The sequence below is a fragment of the Delftia sp. SD018 genome (assembly GCF_017355445.1).
GTDB classification, from domain to species: Bacteria; Pseudomonadota; Gammaproteobacteria; order Burkholderiales; family Burkholderiaceae_C; genus Comamonas; species Comamonas acidovorans.
This window is the reverse complement of record NZ_JADDRN010000023.1, coordinates 79,867-99,659: the sequence shown is the minus strand read 5'-3', so window position 1 is coordinate 99,659 and position 19,793 is coordinate 79,867. Positions and strand designations below refer to the sequence as shown.

The window sequence follows — 19,793 nt, the reverse complement described above, 5'->3', positions numbered from 1 at the left end:
CCAGGGAACATCGCATGCAAGCCTCCGCCCACATCGATACTTTCGCCCGGGACAACCTGCCGCCGCCCGACCAATGGCCCGAGTTCCTGCTGGACGGGCCGGACGTGGCCTATCCCGAACGCCTGAACTGCGCGGCCGAACTGGTCGATGCCATGGTGGCGCGCGGCCAGGGCGGCCGCGTGGCTCTGCGCTGGAGGCAGGGCGCCGACCAGGCCGCCATGACCTATGCCGAACTGCAGGCGCTGACCAACCGCATCGCCCATGTGCTGGTGGACGACCTGCAGCTGGTGCCCGGCAACCGGCTGCTGCTGCGCGGCCCCAACAACGCCATGATGGCCGCGTCCTGGCTGGCCGCCATCAAGGCCGGGCTGGTGACGGTGCCCACCATGCCGCTGCTGCGCGCCAAGGAGCTGCAGCAGATCATCGCCAAGGCCCAGGTGCAGGCCGTGCTGTGCGATGTGCGCCTCAAGGACGAGGTGCAGCTGTGCCTGCAGCCCGGCCATGAACACCATTGCCCGGACCTTTCGCGCGTGCTGTATTTCAACGACGGCGCAGCCGATGCGCTGGACGCCCTGGCCGCAGCCAAGCCCGACACCTTCGCCTGCTGCGATACGGCGGCAGACGATGTCTGCCTGATCGCCTTCACCAGCGGCACCACGGGCGCGCCCAAGGGCTGCATGCATTTCCACCGCGACGTGCTGGCCATGTGCGACCTGTTTCCGCGCCATGTGATACGGCCCGGCCCGGACGACATCTTCTGCGGCACGCCGCCGCTGGCCTTCACCTTTGGCCTGGGCGGGCTGCTGTGCTTTCCGCTGCGCGTGGGCGCCAGCACCGTGCTGGCCGAAAAACTCACGCCCGAGGGCCTGCTGCAGCTGGTGCAGGATTTCCGCGCCACCATTGTCTTCACCGCGCCCACCTTCTACCGGCAGATGGCGGCGCAGGCAGCGCGCTTCGACCTGTCGTCGCTCAGGAAAAGCGTGTCGGCGGGCGAGGCCCTGCCGGACGCCACGCGCCAGCTGTGGAAGCAGGCCACGGGCATCGAGATGATCGACGGCATCGGCGGCACCGAGCTCATCCACGTCTTCGTGTCCAGCCCGCCTGAGGAGGTGCGCGCGGGCGCCATCGGCAAGGTCGTGCCCGGCTACGTGGCCCAGGTGGTGGACGACGACATGCAGCCCGTGCCCGACGGCACGCCCGGCCGCCTGGCCATCAAGGGACCGACCGGCTGCCGGTATCTTGCCGACGAGCGCCAGAAGCGCTTTGTGCAAAACGGCTGGAACCTGCCCGGCGACACCTTTGTGCGCGACGCCGACGGTTATCTGTTCTACCAGGCGCGCAATGACGACATGATCATCTCGGCCGGCTACAACATCGCCGGCCCCGAGGTGGAGGATGCGCTGCTGCGCCACGAGGCCGTGGCCGAATGCGGCGTGATTGGCGCGGCAGACGACGAGCGCGGCCAGGTGGTCAAGGCCTTTGTGGTGCTCAAGCCCGGCTTTGCGGCCGGCGACGACATGGCCGCCACGCTGCAGGCCTTCGTCAAGGCCAGCATTGCGCCCTACAAGTACCCGCGCGCCATTGTCTTCGTGCCGGCCCTGCCGCGCACCGAGACCGGCAAGCTGCAGCGCTTCGTGCTGCGCAAGATGCCGTGAGCGCGCGCCATGGCCTCCGCCTTCGTCAGCCAGGTGCAGGTGCTGTTTCGCCATTGCGATCCGGCCGGCATCGTCTTTTACCCGCGCTATTTCGAGATGGTCAACGACCTGGTCGAGGAATGGTTCGACAGGGGAATGGGCCTGCCATTCCACACCCTGCATGTACAGCGCCAGGTGGGCACGCCCACGGTGTCGGTGCAATGCGATTTCACGGCGCCCAGCCGCTGGCACGACACGCTGCGCCAGGTATTGGAGGTGCGCCGCATCGGCGGGGCATCGTTCCAGTTCGATGTGCGTTTCGAGGGGCCAGATGGCCAACGCCGGCTGTCTGCGCGCATGACCATCGTCACCATGGATTTGCGCAGCATGAAGGCCACGCCACTGCCGGCCGATCTGCGCGAGCGCCTGCAGGCCTATCTGGTGCCGCAGGACGGTTTTATGGATTCAACGAGAACAGGATGAAGCAATGAAGACTCTGCACCCCCCGGACTGGCTGGCGCCCCGAGGCTATGCCAATGGCATCCTGACCGAGATGACGGTCGGCTCCCGGCTGGTGTTCGTCGGCGGCCAGATTGGCTGGAACGGCCAGCAGCAATTCGAGTCGGACGACTTTGCGGAACAGGTGCGGCAGGCGCTGGCCAATATCGTCGCCATCCTCGCCGAAGGCGGCGCCAGGCCCGAGCACATCGTGCGCATGACCTGGTATGTGACCGACAAGCAGGAATACGTGGCGGCCTATCCCGCCATTGGAAAGCACTACCGCGAACTGATCGGGCGGCATTTCCCGGCCATGACGGCGGTGGAGGTGGCGGATCTGGTGGAAGACCGGGCCAAGGTGGAGATCGAGGTCACGGCGGTGGTGCCGGCCTGATGTCCATCCGCGCGCCATTCGCGCGACAACCGGGCAATGCCCGCGCATGCGTGCCGCCGAGCGGGCGGGCACATGCGCGGCAGGGACTCACTTGATTTCGAACAGGGTGCGGTCCTTGCCCAGGATCCAGTTCGGCGGCTTGCCGCGGCCGGTCCAGGTCTTGCCGGACTCGGGGTCCTGGTATTTGGCGGGAGCGCTCTTTTTGCCATCGGGCTTCCAGGGGAAGACCTGTTGTGCCGTGAAGCCGAACTCACGGACCAGCTCCTGCACCGATGCCAGGGCCGCTTTGGACTCCAGCTTGCGGGCATCGTCGATTTGCTGGTCGAGCAATTTTTTCTGGGCAATCAGCTCTTGGTATGTAGTCATCTTGATGGAAGAATTTCTAAGTGCGGCTATTTGTGTGAAAACTGCGCAGCAAGAGCCTGGACCCAGGACTCTTTGCAGAATGGTCAATTCTGGTGCATGTGCAGTGGGGATGAAGAACTCACCGTAAGTACAAATACTGATGATGTTGGCGCTCTATGGAGGGTAGGGCGCTTCTTCTCATGCCTGGGCATATTCCAAGGCGATCCGCATTATATCCAGGGCAATCTGGATAACCGGCACTTTACAAAAGCTGTTGTGCCGTTGTTACATTTGCAGAGCACTGTGGTTGGTGCTTCCTCCTCTGGAGACGACGTGCTGTCATGGCTTTTTCAGGGGAGTGCGCAACGTTGGCCGCGAAAGTTCCGCCTTGGTTATGGAAAACAATCAACATTTGCATTTTAACAATCAAATCATAAAAGCGATTTATAAAATATATTACATGTGATTTGATTGGGTTATCCAATGCATTGATTGATGCCTGTGGTTTCATTTGAATAATCGATTTGCAGGATAGGTTTTTTTTATTGTCAAAGACCGCTTGTTCGAATGGTGAATGGCGGCGCCTTCTGTCTATACAGGACAAGCGCATCGGCTTACCGATTGCCTAAGCCATTGCAGTCTGCAGTTGTTTCAAGGGTGATTCTTGAATCGGATTTCGCGGCCCGGCCATGCGGCAGTCGGCGGGCGGCAGGCACCGAACGCTTGATTGGCGCGCTACCAACAGCCTGTTAGGATCGCCGCACTACAACGATCCACCACCTGGCAGACATGGCAAGAAGGCAGACCAGCGCCCACGACGGCAACGAGACCCGCGAGACCCTTCTCAAGCTGGCCGCCCGTACCTTCGGTGAGCAGGGCTACTCTGCCACCACCATGCGCAACATTGCCGAGCAGTCCGGGATCGAGGCCGCCAGCATCTACTACCACTTCGCCTCCAAGGAGGAACTGGTGGACGAGGTCATGGAGCAGGGCGGCAACCGCATCATCAGCCAGCAGCAGGAGCGCCTTGCCGCCCTGGGCGCCGACGCCACGGCCGAGCAGCGCTTTCGCGCAGCCGTGCTGGGCCAGATGGCGGGGCTGGTAAAGCATGGCGACTTCGCCCTGGCCCACGGCCGGCTGCTGGGCCAGCTGCCCGACAAGGTGCGCGAGCGCCAGATCAAGCGCCGCGAGCGCCACCAGAAATTCTGGAGCGGCCTGCTGGAAGACCTGCGTGCCGAAGGCCGCCTGCGGGCCGACGCCGACATCCACCTGGCGCGCATCATGATCCTGGGCAGCATCAACTCCATACAGTCCTGGTTCAACCCCCGCAAGGGCTCGCTGGAGAAGGTGGCGGACCAGATCTGCGACATGTTCTTCCGGGGCGTGGGACCGGCAGATAAATAGGCGCAAGGCTGAAAATCGCCAATCGGCCTGTCACATGCCGGTGGCATATTCCCGCGCTGCTGTCCCGGCCCTGTGCAGAAAATGGCGGCGGGTTGTTAATGATATTTAACTGTCAATAGTAAGATCGCCGTCTTATGCGTCTGCTTGTTTTGCGCCTGCTATTGCTGGCCGTGTTCTTCAACACGGCCATTGGCATGCCCCTGCACGGCGCAACGCATATCCGGCAGGCGGTGGCCGGGCCTGCACAGGCTTTTGTAGGCCTCAACGGCTGCGAAGATGATGCGCTGACCGGCCAGGCCGGCCAACGCGGCCAGGCTGGCGAAAAGGCTGAAGTCGTCGAAGCTGCCGAAGCCGTTTGCGTATGGTGCATGGGCCATGCACCGCATGCGGCGGCCTGGCTGCCGCACTTCGGCCTGCCGCTGGCCGTGGCCGCGCCGCCTGAGAGGGTGCCGCCGCGCACCGTGGGCGGCACCATCCCCTCGCAGAACCGCTGGGCCTTTGCATCGCGCGACCCGCCGCGCTGAACCCGCAAGCACTTTTCTCCTTCTCTGCCGCCAGCGCCCATTGGTGCCGGCGGCATGTCCGTGTTTGCGCGCGCCGGCTGTGGATGCCGGCGGCATGCGCCTGTGCCCGTTTTCAACATGACTGCCTTCTTCTTCCCCGCGAAGCCGCTTCCCCGCCTTCGCCCGCTGCCGCTTGCCCTGAGCGCTGCCGCCTTCCTGTCCATGCCTGCGCTGGCCCAAGGCCAGGATCCGTCCTCCGGCCCCGGCCCCGCCTCCGCCTCCGCTTCCCCGCAGGAGCAGACCCTGCTGCCTGCCGTGGAAGTCGTGGGCCGAACGGCCTCGGGCGCCTATCACACCGACGAGGCGGCCGGCGCCAAGACCGACCTGCCGCTGCGCGAGCTGCCGCAGTCGGTGCGCGTGATCACGCGCCAGGCCATGGACGACCTGGGCGCCACCAAGCTTGACGACGTGCTGGACTACGTGGGCGGCGTCTCGCGCCAGAACAACTTTGGCGGGCTGTGGGACAACATCGTCATCCGCGGCCTGCCCGGCGACCAGAACGTGGGCATGGCCACCCTGTTCAACGGTTTTTCCTCGGGGCGCGGCTTCAATGCGCCGCGTGACCTGGCCGGCGTGGAGCGCATCGAGTTCCTCAAGGGCACGGCCGCTGCGCTCTACGGCAGCAGCGAGCCGGGCGGCACGCTGAACGTGGTCTCCAAGCGCCCGCTGTGGACGCCTTCGCATTCCGTGGAAGCCTATGCGGGCAGCTACGGCCTGCGGCGTGGCGCGCTGGACACCACGGGACCGGTGGGCGAGAACTTTGCCTACCGGCTCAACATCGCCGTGGAGGACCGCGACAGCTTCCGCGATTTCGTGGGCGCCAGCCGCCAGGTGATCGCACCGGCCTTCACCTGGAAGCTGGGGCGCGATACGGTGCTGGAGTACTCGGGCGAGCTGCTGCGCCACAAGACGCCGCTGGACCGCGGCGTGGTGGCCGTGGGCGACCGGCTGGGCGCCATCTCGCGCAGCCGCTTCCTGGGCGAGCCGGGCGACGGCGATGTGACGGTGGAAAACCGCACCCACCAGTTCATCCTCTCGCATGAGTGGAATGCGCAGTGGCGCAGCCGCCTGGGCCTGTCCTATCGAGAAACCTCGATCAACGGTTTTTCCACCGAGCCGCACGCGCTGCTGGCCAATGGCGACCTCACGCGCCAGCGGCGATTTCGCGACTACCAGTCCGACGACATCGCCGTGCAGGCCGAGCTGCAGGGCACGGTGAAAACGGGCACCGTCGAGCACGAACTGCTGCTGGGCCTGGAGAGCTTTCGCTTCGAGATGGACACGCTGATGCTGCGCGCCAACCCGACGGCGGCCAATCCCTACGCCATCAACATCTACAACCCCATCTACGGCGGCGCGCGCCCCGTGCCCACGGCCAATACCGACACCTTCGAGCGGCAGCGCAACACGGCGTTCTACCTGCAGGACGCCATCAAGCTCTCGCCCCAATGGCGCGTGGTGGCCGGCCTGCGCATGGACCGTTACGACCAGTCGCTGCACAACCGCCGCACGGGGGCGACCACGCAGCAGGACCCGACCTCGACCTCGCCGCGCCTTGGCCTGAGCTGGCTGCCGCTGCCGCAATGGACCTTCTATGCCAACGCGGGCCGCTCGTTCCGGCCCAACGTGGGCATCGATGTGGCCGGTGCGGGCTTCAGCCCCGAATCCGGCCGTTCGATGGAGCTGGGCGCCAAGTGGGAAAGCGCCGACCAGCGCATGGGTGCCACGGCCGCGCTGTTCGACATCCGCAAGCGCAATGTGCTGACGGCCGACCCGGGCAACGCTGGCTACTCGGTCTCGGCCGGCGAGATCCGCAGCCGGGGCCTGGAATTCGACTTCGCCGGCCAGGTCACGCAGCGCTGGCGCCTGAATGCCAGCCTGGTGCTCAACGATGTGGAAATCTCCCGCGACAACACGCTGGAGGTGGGCGGGCGCCTGCTCAACGTGCCCAAGGTCAATGGCAGCGTGCTGGCGGTCTACGAGAACGCCTTCTCCAACGGCCAGCGCTATGGCATCGGCGGCGGCATCACCCACATGGGCAAGCGCCTGGGCCAGGCCCGCACGCAGGCCGAGGCCGATGCCGGCAAGGCCGCCTTCGAGCTGCCCAGCTACACCACGGCCAAGCTGGTTGCCTACTGGCGCATCAGCCCCACGCTGCGCCTGACGCTGGACGTGGACAACCTCTTTGACAAGACCTACTACACCAGCTCGTACAGCCGGCTGTGGGTGACGCCGGGCACGGCCCGCACCGTCACCGTAGGCCTTCAAGCAAAGTTCTGAGCCCCGCCATGCATCCATCCCTTCCTGTTTCTTCCAACCCCACTTCTGCTTCCACGCCCGTGCTCCAAGCGCTGGGCGCCGTGGTGGACTACGGCGAGCGCACCATCCTCCAGGGCCTGGACCTGGCCGTGCATGCGGGCGAGATCTATGCGCTGCTGGGCGCCAACGGCGCGGGCAAGACCACCACGCTGAGCCTGCTGCTGGGCTTTGTGCGGCCGCGCAGCGGACAGGTGCGCGTGCAGGGCGTGGACCCGGTGACGGCGCCTGCGCAGGCGCGTGCCCTGATCGCCTATATCCCCGAGAACGTGGCGCTGTACGAGCACCTGAGTGCGCGCGAGAACGTGGCCTACCTGCTGGAGCTGGCGGGCCAGCCGGCCGTGGCCGGTGCCATCGGCCAGGCGCTGTCTGCCGCAGGGCTGGACGCTGCCGCGCACGACCGGCGCGTCTCCGGCTTTTCCAAGGGCATGCGCCAGAAGGTGGCGATTGCGCTGGCGCTGGCGCGCAGGGTGCCGGCGCTGCTGCTGGACGAACCCACCTCGGGCCTGGACCCGCAGGCCACGGCCGAGTTCAGCCGGCTGCTCATGCAGTTGCGCGGCCAGGGCGTGGCCATTCTCATGGTCACGCACGACCTGCTGGGCGCCGCCGACGTGGCCGACCGCATGGGCTTCATCACAGGCGGGCGCCTGGTCGAGGAAGTGGCGGCCAGCGGCGAGGAGCGCTTCGATGTGCGCGCACTGCACCGCCACTATGCAGGGGTGGGCACGGACACGCACACGGGCACGGACACGCACATTGAAGCCGACACGCAGGGAGCGGCGGCATGAGCGCGGCCTGGACCATTGCGCGCGAGGAATGGCGCCTGCTGCTGCGCGACCGCGTGGCCGTGCTGGGGATGGCGCTGTGGCTGCTGCTCAGCGCCGCTGCCGCCTTCACCGCCTGGGACCAGCGCAGCGCGGCCCAGGCCCAGCGCGAGCGCCACCAGTCCCAGGTGGACAGCGAGTTCGAAGCCCAGCCCGACCGCCATCCGCACCGCATGGTGCATTACGGCCACTTCGTGTTCCGCCCGCTCAATCCGCTGGCGGCCTTTGATGCGGGCATCGACGCCTACACCGGCCACACGCTGTTTCTGGAGGGCCACCGCCAGAACAGCGCCAACTTCGGCGATGTGCGCCAGTCCTCGCTGCTGCTGCGGTTCGGCCAGCTCACGCCGGCCTTTGTGCTGCAGGTGCTGGCGCCGCTACTGTTGATCTTCATGGGCCATGCCTGCATTGCACGCGAGCGCGAGGCCGGCACCCTGCGCGTGCTGCTGGCCCAGGGCGTGGGCACGCGGCAGTTCGTGGCCGGCAAGCTGCTGGCGCTGGCGGGCGTGGCGGCCCTGGTGCTGCTGCCGGCCCTGCTGGCCCTGGCCTGGATGGCCGTGGCCACGCCGGTGCCCATCAGCCTGGTGGCCACGCTGGCGGCAGGCCATGTGCTGTGGCTGATGCTCTGGGCGGTGGGCATCGTCGCTGTCTCGGCCTTCATGCGGCGCGGGCGCGATGCCTTGCTGGCCCTGCTGGCGGCCTGGGCCGTCGCCGTGGTGCTGCTGCCCCGTCTGGTGCCGGAGCTGGTGGGATCTGCCCTGGCGCTGCCCACGCGCTTCGAGACCGACATCGCCACCGCGCGCGAGCTGGCGGCGCTGGGCGACAGCCACAATCCCGACGATCCCTATTTCGCCGCTTTCCGCGCCAGGGTGCTGGCGCAGTACGGTGTCTCGCGCGTCGAGGACCTGCCCGTCAACTACAAGGGCCTGGTCGGCATGGAAGGCGAGCGGCTGACGAGTGAACTCTTCAGGCGCCATGCCGAGGCCAGCTTCGATCTGCAGGCCGAGCAGTTGCGCCGGGCTGACGCATTTGCCCTGATCAGCCCCGTGCTCGCGCTGCGCCGCCTGTCCATGGCCGTGGCCGGGACCGACCTGCAAGGCTACCGGCGCTTTCTGGAGCAGGCCGAGCAGCATCGCTACCGCATGGTGCAGGCCCTCAACCGCCTGCAGGTGGACAAGCTCAGCTATGCGGGCGACCGATCGAGCCGCGACAACCGCATCGGCCACGAGCACTGGCGCGGCGTCTCCGATTTCCACCATGAGCCCGATCCACCGCTGGCGGCCCTGCGTCGCGCGGCGCCTGCCGCCTATGTGCTGCTGGCATGGCTGGCTGTATTGACGGTGGCCTTGCTACTGGCCACGCAACGGCTGGGGAGGGTGGCGCGATGAGCTGGCTCCTGCATGAATGGCGTCTTCTGACGCGCTCGCGCCTGGCGCTGTGCGCCCTGGCCTTGCTGTTGCTGCTGTCCACGCTGGCCGTGCTGTCTGGTCTGCGCGAGATCGCTTCGCAACGCCTGACCCTGGACCGCCTTGCGCAACTGCAGCAGCAGGACATGGCGGCCCAGGCAAGCCGGCATGCCCAGTCCGGCGACGCAGGCTCGGTGGCCTACTACGGCTTTCACGCCACCTGGGATGCGCCATCGTCCACGGCCTTTCTTGCCCTGGGCCTGCGCGATGCCGCGCCCTATGTGCTGCGCGTGCGCGCCCTGGCGCTGCAGGCACAGCTGCATGAAGGCGAAAGCTTCAACCCGGAACTGGCGCTGGCGGGCCGCTTCGACTTCGCCTTTGTGCTGGTCTACCTGGTGCCGCTGTTCCTGATTGCGCTGCTCTACGATCTGGTCTCGGGCGAGCGCGAATCGGGCCGCCTGGGCATGCTGCAGGCCATGCCTGGCACCGGGCGGCGGCTGTGGCTGCGCCGCGCGGGACTGCGTTCCGTGCTGGTGCTGGCCTGCGTGGCGCTGCCTGCCCTGGCAGGCGCACTGGCTGGCGGGGCAGCGGCGGGTGCCCTTGCCACGGTGCTGCTGTCCGCCACGGCCTATGTGGTTTTCTGGAGCGGCCTGTGCCTGGTGGTTGCCGCCCTGGGCGGCAGCTCGGTCGCCAATGCCATGGCCCTCATGGGCTGCTGGGCCGTGCTGACCCTGGTGCTGCCCACGCTGGCCAATGCCGCGCTGTCGCGCGCCATCCCCGTGAGCCAGGGCGTGGAGCTGATGCTGGCCCAGCGCCAGACCGTGCATGGCGCCTGGGACCTGCCGCGCGAGCAGACCATGGAGCGCTTTTTCCGCAGCCACCCCGAATGGCGCGACACCGCGGCGCTGCCTGCAGGCTTTCACTGGAAGTGGTACTACGCCTTCCAGCAGCTCGGCGACGAAAGTGTCGCATCCCAGTTCGCCGCCTACCGCGCCGGCCTGCAGGCACGCCAGGCCTGGACCGGACGCCTGGGCTGGCTGCTGCCCGGCGTGGGCGTGCAGGCTGCGCTGCACCGCCAGGCCGGCACCGACCTGCTGGCGCAACTGGCCTATCAGGACGACATCGCCGCCTTTCACGCACGCCTGCGCGCCTTCCTCTATCCCTACCTGTTTGAGGACCGCACATTCGGTGCGCAGGATTTTGCAGCCCAGCCCGTCTTCACGGCCAGCCCACGGCCTGAGCGACAGGCCTGGGGGCAGACGGCAATGCTGTGGGTGGTGGCTGCGCTGGCCTTGCTGGCCGGCGGTGTTGCCGCAGGCCGCGTGCGGCCGGGCAGGCGCTGAGGCCAAGGGCGGGTGAAAAAGGAAACAGCCATGGTTCAGGCGGGGCCTGCACCATGGCTGTCATCTTCCTGATCCGTGGGCCCGAGGCTGAGCCTGAGGCGGGCGGCTCCCTGTTATTGCACGTTCTGGTGGCAGTCGCTGCAGACGCCGTACAGCGTCATCTCATGGCGCTCCACCACAAAGCCTTCGGGGGCGATGCGCTGCATGTCGCCCGGACAGCCGGGCACGTTGAACACGCGGTTGCAGCTCATGCAGCGGAAATGGTGGTGGTGGGCGCGACCGCTGAGTTCGTAGCGCGTGGCCTCGCCGGGCAGGTCCACGGCCTGCACTTCGCCCGCTTCCATCAGCTGCTTGATGTTGCGGTACACCGTGGCCAGCCCGATGGCTGGCACCTCGCGCTGCGCTGCGCCGAGGATCTCGGCCGGCAGCAAGGGGCGTCCAGCCTCTTCCATGACCGTGCGTATCGAGCTGCGTTGACGGGTCGAGCGTTCCATAGGCCTGAACAAGCGCTCCACGATGGGCTGAGTGTGTCTAGTCATGGTGGTTCCGTTATTTACTATAACAATCTCGACGCGATTAATCAGTGCTCACGAGCGCTCACAGCTGAAATTTACACTGTGTTTACCTGCGGGTCCCACAAGCATGGAGATGCAGTGTGTGCAATGGATCTCTGCCCCAAGGGGAAGAAATTCCATTTGACAGACACCAGATGCTCCATTCCTGCCAGTTTTCGCGAGTATATGTGGTGAGCATTCGATGGACCTTATGCGCTGGTTAAATGCCATAGCCGTCAACAATGCTGTAATGGGATGTAATTGATCTATTGATTGAAGAGTGCTTGGAATGAGGGTATGTGTGGTGCTTACCGTCAGGGCTGCAGGAGGTGGCGCTGGCCCAAGGTGAGATGCAATTACTTACATGGACAGTGTATTGCCAATACGGGTAGATTGCCTCAATGCGCTTCGTTTGTCCATGATCCGTTTCCTTGAAAGGGGAAAGGAGGCTGCCCTGGAACTGCCACCCAGGGTGGTTTGCGCAATGACATGCCGAGTCGCGATCCACAGCCGATTGGGCGATGAAGTGCATTTTCTCGAATTGCGCGGGCGGAAAAAGATCAGCCGGCCTTTCCGCCACGATTGGGAAATGCTCAGCGAAAGCATCTTCGCCAAGGCCCTGTTGGGTAAAGCACCACCATAGGAATACAAATCCAGGGCGGCGCAATGCGCTACATGGACGGCATCGTCGCCCGCCTGGGCATGCAGGGCCAGGTCCACCGCGGCCACGCCTGCAAGGCCCGCCTGAGCCCCTGGCTGTGGCTGGCCAAACGCAGGAGCGACTTTCGCATCTTCCAGAACCAGACCGTGCCCGTCATCATCGAGCAGGTATTGGGCGTCTATGGCCATCCGCTGCGAAAGAAACTCACGCGCGGCTATCGCAGCGGGTACTGCTGCGTTCAATTCAACGAAAGCGATTGCGACCTTGTCCCTCGGTGGATGCTGCACGAAGGCATCTACTTCTTCTTCGAGCATGCCTCGCACAGCGCATTGCCCGGGGATGAATCCATTCCTTTCCATCCTCCTGAAAAGGCCGGCGCAGGCGATCCGCAAAACATCCACGCCCGGCAGCTGGAGCAGTAAATCAAGCCGGACCGCCATTGCAGCGAGGCCCTGAAGTTGCACGGGCAGGCATGGCCAGGACGGGGACAGATGCGGTCCAGGCGCTGCGGCCCCTGGCCCGGGGCATGCCGGCCAGGGATCTCGTTCAAGTCCGGTTGATGGACACGCCACCATCGACCACCATGGCCGTCCCCGTGATGAAGCTGGACGCGTCCGACGCCAGAAACAGCGCCGCCGCCGCGATTTCTGCGGGCGTGGCGAGGCGCTTGAGCGCGTGCAGGTTTTCGACGAAGGCGCGCGCCTCGGGCGTGGGGGTGCTGGCGCGGCCCATGGGAGTGTCGGTGCCCCCGGGCAGCAGGGCGTTGGCGCGCAGGCCGCGGGGGCCGTATTCGGCTGCGATGACCTGGGTGAGGCCGACGAGGCCGGCCTTGCTGGCGGCATAGGCGCCCATGCCGGGCAGGCCCGCCGTATGGCCCACGAAGGTGGACGTGAAGATCAGCGAGCCGCCGCCGCGTGCCAGCAGGGCCGGTATCTGGTGCTTGGCGCCCAGAAAGGCACTGGTGAGGTTGGTGGCGATGGCGTCCTGCCAGGCCTGCAGCGAGAGATCGGGGAGGGCGCAGGGATCGCCGGTCATGCCGGCATTGTTGAAGGCGATGTCCAGGCCACCAAAGCGCGCCGTGGCGGTCTCGACCAGCGCCTGTGCCAGCGGCTCGTCCCGCACGTCGCCGGCCAGCGCGATGGCCTGGCCGCCGTCCTGCTCGATCTCTGCCACCAGCGTCTGCAGTTCCGGCTGGCGGCGGGCCGTGAGGACCAGCCTGGCGCCGTGGCGGGCAAACAGCCTGGCGGCTTCGCGTCCTATGCCTGAGCTGGCGCCCGTGATGAGGGCGACTTTTCCGTGGAGTTGCTGTGGCGATGGCTGCATCTCGCACCTTTTCTTTCCGTGAATAAGGGAAAGCGGTTTGTAGTGCGGCGCAGGCGGACGCGCATCCCGCTTCTTGCACGGGCGCCGGGCCGCGCTCGGTGGTGCCGGGCCGTGCCGCGCTGCACATGGTCGCAGCGCGCTAGGGAGCGCTCAGTCTTCGCCCAGCTCCAGGTGCGCGAACAGGTCGGCCAGCGTGGGCGTGGAGCGTGCGGGCCAGATGGCGCTGAGGTCCAGGCTGGGCAGGGCCTGGCCGTCACGCACCTCGCAAAAGCGCACGCCGCGAAAGTCCATGGAGCGTATCCAGCTGGGCAGCAGGGCCACGCCGCAGCCGCCGGCCACGCAAGCCAGCACGGTGAGGGTGCGGTTGGCTTCCTGCGCCACATGGGCCTCGTGCCCGGCCTTGCGCAGCGCGTCGAGGATGCCGGCATGCAGCACGGGCAATTGCGCCTGCGGGTACATCACCAGCCCGGCCTCGGCGATCTGGGCCAGGCTGACCTGGCCGTCCTCGCCGATCTGGAATTCATCGGGCACGGCGGCCACCAGGCGCTCGCGCAGCAGCTGGCGCTCGCGCATGCGGCCGCCCACGGCTACGGGCGTGTGCATGAGGCCGATATCGATGGCGCCGGTCTGCAGGGCCTCGGCCTGCTCGGCATTGCTCATCTCGCGCAGGATGACTCGCACGCCGGGCGCCTGCTGCCGCAACGCGCGCAGGGCGCGGGGCAGGGTGCCGAACAGCGCCGAGGACACCAGGCCCACGGTCAACTGGCCCGCACTGCCCCTGGCGATCTCGCGCGCGCGGCTGGCGGCGGCATCTATGCGGGCCACGCTGGTGCGCACATCGTCCAGCATGGCCAGGGCGGCCGGGGTGGGCAGGGCGCCCTGGCGTGAGCGCTGGAACAACTGCACGCCCAGGTCTTTTTCCATGCGGGCCAGGGTCTGGCTCAGGGCCGGCTGTGCAATGCCCAGCCAGTCGGCTGCGCGGCTGACGCTGCCCTGGTCCACCACCGCGAGAAAGTAGCGCAGATGCCGGGTTTCCATATTGATCCGGTATGAATAAATCCATTTTGAAGAATGGAAATATATACCCCCCGTTCCTAGAATCCGGCCCCATGCCCCCAGCGCCGCGCCTTGCGTGGCGCAACCCACAAGGAGTTCTTCCCGTGTCTGCAGTGCCCCGGTTCGCCATTGCGTCCAGCGTCGATACCCACGCCCATGTCTTCGAGCGTGGCCTGCCCATGCCGGATGCGCGCCGCTATGCGCCCGAAGAGGACGCGCTCCTGGGCACCTATCTGCACCACCTGGACACGCACGGCCTGGCCCATGGCGTGCTGGTGCAGCCCAGCTTTCTGGGCACGGACAACAGCTACCTGCTCCAGGCGCTACACGCCCAGCCGCAGCGCCTGCGCGGCGTGGCCGTGGTGGATGAGAGCACGGGCGATGAACAACTGCAGGCTATGGCCGATGCCGGCGTGGTGGGCATGCGCCTGAACCTGATCGGTCTGCCTTTGCCCGATCTGAATGCGCCCGGTTGGCGCCGCGTGCTGGAGCAGGCCAACACCCTGGGCTGGCATGTGGAGCTGCACCTGCAGGCCGAGCGCTTGCCGGACCTGCTGCCCGCCTTGCTGGCCGCCGGCTGCCGCGTGGTGGTTGACCACTTCGGGCGTCCTGACCCGGCCCTGGGCGTGCGCGACCCTGGCTTTGGCTATCTGCTGCAGCAGGCCGACAGCGGCCGTGTGTGGGTCAAGCTGTCTGCGCCCTACCGCATCTGGCGGGCCGCCGACTGCGCCGCCTCGGGCCGGCAGGCCACCGCGCAATTGCTGCAGGCCTTCACGGCCGGGCGGTTGCTCTGGGGCAGCGACTGGCCGCACACGCAGCACGCCGGCCAGGCCAGCTATCCGGCGGCCGTGCGCTGGATGCAGGACTGGCTGGACGATGCCGGTCCCCTGCAGGCCGTGCTGGGCCGCACCGCCTTCGAGCTGTTCCGATTCCAAAACGACATGCCAAACCAAGGAGACACACCATGAATTCCCTGTCCAGACGCACCGCCAGCCTGTGGGTGGCCGCAGGCCTGCTTTCGGCTGTTACCGGCATAGCCGCGCCGGCCGCAGCGGCTGCGGCGGCTGCAGCGGCCAACTACCCCGATCGCCCCGTCACCCTGGTCGTGACCTATCCGCCCGGCGGCACCGTCGATGTGGTGGCGCGCCTGATCGGCCCCAGGCTGGCTGCCGAGCTGGGCCAGCCCGTGGTGATCGAGAACCGGGGCGGGGCAGGCGGCATGATCGGCGGTGCCCAGGTGGCCAAGGCCCAGCCCGACGGCTACACGCTGATGCTCGATGCCTCCAACCACGCGCAGAATCCCGCCATCCACGCGCGCATGCAGTTCGACACGCTCAAGGCCTTCGCGCCGGTCTCGCTGCTGCTGCGCGTGCCCAATGTGCTGGTGGTTGCGCCTTCGTCGCCCATCAAGAGCGTGCAGGACCTGATCCAGGCCGGCCGCTCCGAGGGGGGCGGGCATCTGTACTTTGCGTCCGCAGGCCCGGGCTCGGCCCAGCACCTGGCGGGCGAGCTGTTCAACCTGCTGGCCAGGACGCAACTGCACCATGTGGCCTACAAGGGCGGCGGCCCGGCCATGATGGATGTGATGTCGGGCCAGGTGCCGCTGATGTTTGCCAGCATGGGCTCGGCCTGGCAGCACGTGAAGACCGGCAAGCTGCGCGCGGTGGCCGTGGGCGGGCTGGAGCGCTCCAAGGCCGCGCCCGAGCTGCCGACCATTGCCGAGTCGGGCGTGCCCGGCTACGAGACCTATGAATGGAACGCCATCTTTGCGCCGGCCGGCACGCCGCAGGCCATCGTGAACCGGCTGTCCACGGTGCTGGCCAAGGTGCTGCGCGAACCCGCCATCGTGGAGCGGCTGGCTGGCATAGGCGCCGAGCCCATAGGCTCCACGCCGGCCGAGCTGGAGACCTTCCGCCGCGCCGAGATCGCCAAATGGCAGAAGGTGGTGAAGGATTCCCGGCTCAAGCTGGACTGAGCGCGTGCAGGCCAGAAAGCGGACCATTGCGGTCTGCTGTGCACCGCAGGCAGCCCTGGCGCGTTGAACAGGAACGGGCGCTGGCCTGAACGGGTTCTTACACCTTTTCAGGCGCAGCGGCCCACGCGGCCCCGCGCGCTTGGTAGAAACGGGGCCTTTCCTGTTTCACCCACTTCAAAAGAACATGGCCCTGCTCACCTTGCGAACCACCTTGCGCGCTGCGGCCGCCTTTGCGCTGGCCTGCTCGGCCCTTGCGGCCCAGGCGCAGACCTATATCAGCGGCTCGGTCTCGGGCCAGCTGGCACCGGGCGTCTACGGCACCGTGGACATCGGCAACGCGCCGCCGCCAGCGCTGCTGTACCAGCGCCCCGTGATCATTGCGCCGGCCCCCATGGCCCCGCCGCCTGTCTACATGTGGGTGCCCCCGGGCCACGCCAAGCACTGGGGCAAGCATTGCGCCCGCTACGGCGCCTGCGGCCGCCCGGTGTACTTCCTGCGCAACCCGCCGCCGCACTGGCATGCCGGGCCGCCGCGTCCCGATCCGCGCTGGCGCGAGGAGCGCCGCCACCGCGAATGGGAACACCGCCGCGATGACCGCCGCTGGGACCGTGACGACCGCCACGATCGCCATGGCGGGCGTGGTGATGACCACCGTGGCCCCGGGCATGGCCATGATCGCGGCCGGGGCCATGGCCGCGATTGAGCGGCACCGCACAAAAATAAGTTGTATCAAGCAGTTGCGGCGCACGGGCGCCGCAACCCGCAGCGCAAGCCTGGCACTGAGCTATGCCGGTTTGCTATAGCTGCTAGCGGGCTTGCTCAGTGGTGCCTGGCCCGCGCCATGCTCACAATAGCTGTCATACCCATACTGATAGAGACAGCCATGCAAACGGCCATTCCCTGCCTGCTGATGCGGGGCGGTACTTCCAAGGGCCCCTTCTTCCGGGCCACCGATCTTCCCTCCGACCTGCCCACGCGTGACCGCGTGCTGCTCGCGGCCATGGGCTCGCCCGACAAGCGGCAGATCGACGGCGTGGGTGGCGCGCATCCGCTGACCAGCAAGGTCGGCATCGTCAGCCTCTCCGACAAGGAGGGCATCGACCTCGAATTCCTCTTCGCCCAGCTGCAGCCCGACAAGGACACGGTGGACACCACGCCCAACTGCGGCAACATGCTGGCCGGCGTGGTTCCCTTTGCGCTGGAGACCGGCATGGTCTTCTCGCGCGGCGAGACCAGCACCTTCCGCGTGCTGACGCTGAACACCGGCATGGCGGCCGACATCACCGTGCAGACGCCCGGCGGCCAGGTGGAGTACGAAGGCTCGGCCCGCATCGACGGCGCGCCCGGCAGCTCGGCGCCCATCGAGATCAGTTTCCTGGACACGGCCGGCTCGGTCTGCTCGGGCCTGCTGCCCACGGGCAAGCCCCGGGACACGGTCACGGTGACGGGCGAGGGTTTCGAAGACTTCACGCTTGACGTCACCTGCATAGACAACGGCATGCCGCTGGTGATCTTCAAGGCCGCCGACGTGGGCGCCACCGGCCTGGAGACCGTGGCCGAGCTCAACGCCGACACCGATCTCAAGCGCCGCATCGAGGCGCTGCGCCTGCAGATCTCCCGGACCATGGGCCTGGGCGATGTCTCGGCCAAGAACTACCCCAAGATGACGCTGATCGCGCCGCCCCAGCATGGCGGCGCGCTGACCACGCGCAGCTTCATCCCCCACGTCTGCCATGACGCCATCGGCGTGCTGGCAGCCGTTACCGTGGGCACGGCCGTGAAGATGCCGGGCACCGTGTGCGACGGCGTGGCGCAGCTCACGCAGGGCGCGGGCCCGCTCACGGTGTCGGTGGAGCATCCCACGGGCGAATTCAGCGTGACGCTGGACAGCGACCCGGCCCACCCCGAGGTGGTGACCAAGGCCGCCTTGCTGCGCACGGCGCGCCTGCTGATGCGTGGCGAAGTGATGGTGCCGCGCTCGGCCTGGGACGGCCGCAGGCAGGACTGAAGAAACAGCGCAGGGGCTTGCCGGCCCCTGCAGTGCAAGGGGCGGGTCGCGCGCGCAGATGCGGTATCCGCCAGGCCGAGAGACAGTGGAAGAGACAAGTCATGACATCCGTCCAGAAGGACGCCGCAGCAACCGGCGTCAATGTGCAGACCCTGCTCAACGAGCACCCGTTTTCGGGATTCCAGTGGGTGATCTTTGCGCTGTGTTTCCTGATCGTTCTGCTCGATGGCTTTGACACGGCGGCCATCGGCTACATCGCGCCCTCGCTGATCGGCGAGTGGGGCGTGAGCAAGCCTGCACTGGCGCCCGTGCTCAGCGCGGCGCTGTTCGGCCTGGCCGCAGGCGCCCTGTTCTCTGGTCCGCTGGCTGACCGGCTGGGCCGCAAGTCCGTGCTGGTGGGTTCGGTGGCGGTGTTTGCCGTGTCCTGCCTGGCTTCGGGCTTTTCGCCCGACATCTGGACGCTGGCCGTGCTGCGCTTCGTCACCGGCCTGGGCCTGGGCGCCGCCATGCCCAATGCCGTCACGCTGATGAGCGAGTACTGCCCTGATTCGCGCCGTGCCACGCTGACCAACGCCATGTTCTGCGGCTTTCCGCTGGGCGCGGCCTTCGGCGGCTTTCTGGCGGCCTGGATGATTCCGCATTTCGGCTGGCGCAGCGTGCTCATCCTGGGCGGCGCCGCGCCGCTGCTGCTGCTGGTGGCCCTGATCGTGCTGCTGCCGGAGTCGGTGCGCCACATGGTGGCCAACAACTACCCGGCCGAGCGCATCCGCAAGGTGCTGGCGCGCATTGCCGGTGATGCCGTGCAGGGCGTGCAGCGCTTCGTGATGACCGAGTCCAAGCCCCAGCCCGAATCCCAGGCCAGCAGCGGCATGGGCGTGGTGCTGTCGCGCGAGTACCGCGTGGGCTCGATCATGCTGTGGATCGCCTACTTCATGGGACTGGTCATCTTCTACGCGCTGATGAACTGGATGCCCGTGCTGTTCAGGGAAGCGGGCCTGGACCCCAAGACCGGCACCCTGGTGGCCGCGCTGTTCCCGCTGGGCGGCGTGGGCGCCGTGCTGTTCGGCTGGCTCATGGACCGCTTCAATGCCAACCGCATCATCGCCATCGGCTATGCGCTGACGGCGGCCTCCATCTGGTGGATAGGCCAGACGGCTGGCCACCTGGGCTGGCTGGTGGTGGCCGTTTTCCTGGCCGGCACCATCATGAACACCGCCCAGTCGTCCATGCCGGCGCTGGCCGCCGCCTACTACCCCACGCGGGGCCGTGCCACGGGCGTGGCCTGGATGCTGGGCATTGGCCGCTTCGGCGGCATTGCGGGCTCCTTCCTGGTGGCCGAGCTGTCGGCGCGCCAGCTGGGTTTCAGCGAGATCTTTGCGGTGGTGGCCATTCCGGGCGTGATCGCCATGGCCGCCCTCATCATCAAGCAGTACAGCAGTCCCGAGCCGCAGGGCGGCGCGGCGCCTGCCGCACCCCTCCACTGACCCCT

Annotated in this window: 20 protein-coding genes; 16 read left to right on the top strand and 4 right to left on the bottom strand. The window is 67.1% G+C overall.

The window, feature by feature from the left end; all coding sequences use genetic code 11:
- The first annotated feature begins 14 nt into the window (after positions 1-14).
- The 3 genes from INR38_RS21320 to INR38_RS21310 are packed head-to-tail and all read left to right on the top strand — an operon-like array spanning position 15 to position 2,526.
- The gene (locus INR38_RS21320; RefSeq protein ID WP_207442922.1) at positions 15-1,655 is read left to right on the top strand and encodes an AMP-binding protein; all 1,641 of its coding nucleotides are present in this window, start codon (positions 15-17) and stop codon (positions 1,653-1,655) included.
- A 9-nt stretch (positions 1,656-1,664) separates the two neighbouring features.
- Positions 1,665-2,117, top strand: a complete 453-nt coding sequence (locus INR38_RS21315) for an acyl-CoA thioesterase (protein WP_013801801.1) — start codon at positions 1,665-1,667, stop codon at positions 2,115-2,117.
- 4 nt (positions 2,118-2,121) lie between these two features.
- Positions 2,122-2,526, top strand: a complete 405-nt coding sequence (locus INR38_RS21310) for a RidA family protein (protein WP_207442923.1) — start codon at positions 2,122-2,124, stop codon at positions 2,524-2,526.
- 87 nt (positions 2,527-2,613) lie between these two features.
- Here the strand turns inward: INR38_RS21310 and INR38_RS21305 are convergent, their stop codons facing one another.
- On the bottom strand, positions 2,614-2,892 hold the full coding sequence (locus INR38_RS21305; protein ID WP_012206267.1) for an H-NS histone family protein: 279 nt from the start codon (positions 2,890-2,892) through the stop codon (positions 2,614-2,616).
- Between the two features lie 768 nt (positions 2,893-3,660).
- Between INR38_RS21305 and INR38_RS21300 the strand changes: the two genes are divergently transcribed.
- The 6 genes from INR38_RS21300 (at position 3,661) to INR38_RS21275 (ending at position 10,727) form a co-directional block, all read left to right on the top strand.
- Complete coding sequence (locus tag INR38_RS21300; RefSeq protein ID WP_012206266.1) at positions 3,661-4,275, top strand: TetR/AcrR family transcriptional regulator; 615 nt, start codon at positions 3,661-3,663, stop codon at positions 4,273-4,275.
- A gap of 134 nt (positions 4,276-4,409) precedes the next feature.
- Positions 4,410-4,799, top strand: a complete 390-nt coding sequence (locus tag INR38_RS21295; protein WP_071956267.1) for a DUF2946 family protein — start codon at positions 4,410-4,412, stop codon at positions 4,797-4,799.
- Positions 4,800-4,916: 117 nt separating this feature from the next.
- Positions 4,917-7,118 carry a TonB-dependent siderophore receptor gene (locus INR38_RS21290; RefSeq protein ID WP_207442924.1) on the top strand — a complete coding sequence of 734 codons (2,202 nt, stop codon included), beginning with the start codon at positions 4,917-4,919 and terminating at the stop codon, positions 7,116-7,118.
- Positions 7,119-7,126: 8 nt separating this feature from the next.
- Positions 7,127-7,942 (top strand): ABC transporter ATP-binding protein, encoded by an 816-nt coding sequence (locus INR38_RS21285; RefSeq protein ID WP_207442925.1) that lies wholly within the window; start codon positions 7,127-7,129, stop codon positions 7,940-7,942.
- A complete protein-coding gene (locus INR38_RS21280; protein WP_207442926.1) occupies positions 7,939-9,366 on the top strand; it encodes a DUF3526 domain-containing protein in 1,428 nt (475 codons plus the stop codon). Before INR38_RS21285 ends, INR38_RS21280 begins: the two co-directional genes overlap by 4 nt.
- Entirely contained in the window at positions 9,363-10,727 is a 1,365-nt protein-coding gene (locus INR38_RS21275; protein WP_207442927.1) for a DUF3526 domain-containing protein, read from the top strand. The genes INR38_RS21280 and INR38_RS21275 overlap by 4 nt, the downstream gene beginning before the upstream one ends.
- A gap of 113 nt (positions 10,728-10,840) precedes the next feature.
- Here the strand turns inward: INR38_RS21275 and INR38_RS21270 are convergent, their stop codons facing one another.
- Positions 10,841-11,266 (bottom strand): transcriptional repressor, encoded by a 426-nt coding sequence (locus tag INR38_RS21270; RefSeq protein WP_012206260.1) that lies wholly within the window; start codon positions 11,264-11,266, stop codon positions 10,841-10,843.
- A gap of 433 nt (positions 11,267-11,699) precedes the next feature.
- On the opposite strand from INR38_RS21270, the gene INR38_RS28765 reads away from it, so the two are divergent.
- Together INR38_RS28765 and INR38_RS21265 are read left to right on the top strand one after the other, a co-directional pair.
- Complete coding sequence (locus INR38_RS28765; RefSeq protein ID WP_242699145.1) at positions 11,700-11,924, top strand: hypothetical protein; 225 nt, start codon at positions 11,700-11,702, stop codon at positions 11,922-11,924.
- Between the two features lie 23 nt (positions 11,925-11,947).
- Positions 11,948-12,364 (top strand): phage late control D family protein, encoded by a 417-nt coding sequence (locus INR38_RS21265; protein WP_242699144.1) that lies wholly within the window; start codon positions 11,948-11,950, stop codon positions 12,362-12,364.
- Between the two features lie 124 nt (positions 12,365-12,488).
- Here INR38_RS21265 and INR38_RS21260 read toward each other — a convergent pair whose 3' ends face one another.
- Entirely contained in the window at positions 12,489-13,265 is a 777-nt protein-coding gene (locus INR38_RS21260; protein WP_063325673.1) for an SDR family oxidoreductase, read from the bottom strand.
- A 150-nt stretch (positions 13,266-13,415) separates the two neighbouring features.
- Positions 13,416-14,303, bottom strand: coding sequence for a LysR family transcriptional regulator (locus INR38_RS21255; RefSeq protein ID WP_047327543.1), 888 nt, complete (start codon positions 14,301-14,303; stop codon positions 13,416-13,418).
- A 122-nt stretch (positions 14,304-14,425) separates the two neighbouring features.
- Between INR38_RS21255 and INR38_RS21250 the strand changes: the two genes are divergently transcribed.
- The 5 genes from INR38_RS21250 (at position 14,426) to INR38_RS21230 (ending at position 19,788) form a co-directional block, all read left to right on the top strand.
- Positions 14,426-15,289 carry an amidohydrolase family protein gene (locus tag INR38_RS21250; protein WP_207442928.1) on the top strand — a complete coding sequence of 288 codons (864 nt, stop codon included), beginning with the start codon at positions 14,426-14,428 and terminating at the stop codon, positions 15,287-15,289.
- Positions 15,286-16,296 carry a tripartite tricarboxylate transporter substrate binding protein gene (locus INR38_RS21245; RefSeq protein WP_207442929.1) on the top strand — a complete coding sequence of 337 codons (1,011 nt, stop codon included), beginning with the start codon at positions 15,286-15,288 and terminating at the stop codon, positions 16,294-16,296. Before INR38_RS21250 ends, INR38_RS21245 begins: the two co-directional genes overlap by 4 nt.
- Before the next feature lie 184 nt (positions 16,297-16,480).
- Positions 16,481-16,999, top strand: a complete 519-nt coding sequence (locus tag INR38_RS21240; RefSeq protein WP_034395652.1) for a hypothetical protein — start codon at positions 16,481-16,483, stop codon at positions 16,997-16,999.
- Positions 17,000-17,179: 180 nt separating this feature from the next.
- Complete coding sequence (locus tag INR38_RS21235; RefSeq protein WP_207442930.1) at positions 17,180-18,304, top strand: 4-oxalomesaconate tautomerase; 1,125 nt, start codon at positions 17,180-17,182, stop codon at positions 18,302-18,304.
- Positions 18,305-18,405: 101 nt separating this feature from the next.
- Positions 18,406-19,788 (top strand): aromatic acid/H+ symport family MFS transporter, encoded by a 1,383-nt coding sequence (locus INR38_RS21230; protein WP_063325670.1) that lies wholly within the window; start codon positions 18,406-18,408, stop codon positions 19,786-19,788.
- The last annotated feature ends 5 nt before the right edge of the window (positions 19,789-19,793 follow it).

Excerpts from the sequence above, each read along its gene's own strand:
- INR38_RS21320 (WP_207442922.1), top strand. The coding sequence starts at position 15 with ATGCAAGCCTCCGCCCACATCGATACTTTCGCCCGGGACAACCTGCCG.
- INR38_RS21315 (WP_013801801.1), top strand. The coding sequence starts at position 1,665 with ATGGCCTCCGCCTTCGTCAGCCAGGTGCAGGTGCTGTTTCGCCATTGC.
- INR38_RS21310 (WP_207442923.1), top strand. The coding sequence starts at position 2,122 with ATGAAGACTCTGCACCCCCCGGACTGGCTGGCGCCCCGAGGCTATGCC.
- INR38_RS21305 (WP_012206267.1), bottom strand. The coding sequence starts at position 2,892 with ATGACTACATACCAAGAGCTGATTGCCCAGAAAAAATTGCTCGACCAG.
- INR38_RS21300 (WP_012206266.1), top strand. The coding sequence starts at position 3,661 with ATGGCAAGAAGGCAGACCAGCGCCCACGACGGCAACGAGACCCGCGAG.
- INR38_RS21295 (WP_071956267.1), top strand. The coding sequence starts at position 4,410 with ATGCGTCTGCTTGTTTTGCGCCTGCTATTGCTGGCCGTGTTCTTCAAC.
- INR38_RS21290 (WP_207442924.1), top strand. The coding sequence starts at position 4,917 with ATGACTGCCTTCTTCTTCCCCGCGAAGCCGCTTCCCCGCCTTCGCCCG.
- INR38_RS21285 (WP_207442925.1), top strand. The coding sequence starts at position 7,127 with ATGCATCCATCCCTTCCTGTTTCTTCCAACCCCACTTCTGCTTCCACG.
- INR38_RS21280 (WP_207442926.1), top strand. The coding sequence starts at position 7,939 with ATGAGCGCGGCCTGGACCATTGCGCGCGAGGAATGGCGCCTGCTGCTG.
- INR38_RS21275 (WP_207442927.1), top strand. The coding sequence starts at position 9,363 with ATGAGCTGGCTCCTGCATGAATGGCGTCTTCTGACGCGCTCGCGCCTG.
- INR38_RS21270 (WP_012206260.1), bottom strand. The coding sequence starts at position 11,266 with ATGACTAGACACACTCAGCCCATCGTGGAGCGCTTGTTCAGGCCTATG.
- INR38_RS28765 (WP_242699145.1), top strand. The coding sequence starts at position 11,700 with ATGATCCGTTTCCTTGAAAGGGGAAAGGAGGCTGCCCTGGAACTGCCA.
- INR38_RS21265 (WP_242699144.1), top strand. The coding sequence starts at position 11,948 with ATGCGCTACATGGACGGCATCGTCGCCCGCCTGGGCATGCAGGGCCAG.
- INR38_RS21260 (WP_063325673.1), bottom strand. The coding sequence starts at position 13,265 with ATGCAGCCATCGCCACAGCAACTCCACGGAAAAGTCGCCCTCATCACG.
- INR38_RS21255 (WP_047327543.1), bottom strand. The coding sequence starts at position 14,303 with ATGGAAACCCGGCATCTGCGCTACTTTCTCGCGGTGGTGGACCAGGGC.
- INR38_RS21245 (WP_207442929.1), top strand. The coding sequence starts at position 15,286 with ATGAATTCCCTGTCCAGACGCACCGCCAGCCTGTGGGTGGCCGCAGGC.
- INR38_RS21240 (WP_034395652.1), top strand. The coding sequence starts at position 16,481 with ATGGCCCTGCTCACCTTGCGAACCACCTTGCGCGCTGCGGCCGCCTTT.
- INR38_RS21235 (WP_207442930.1), top strand. The coding sequence starts at position 17,180 with ATGCAAACGGCCATTCCCTGCCTGCTGATGCGGGGCGGTACTTCCAAG.
- INR38_RS21230 (WP_063325670.1), top strand. The coding sequence starts at position 18,406 with ATGACATCCGTCCAGAAGGACGCCGCAGCAACCGGCGTCAATGTGCAG.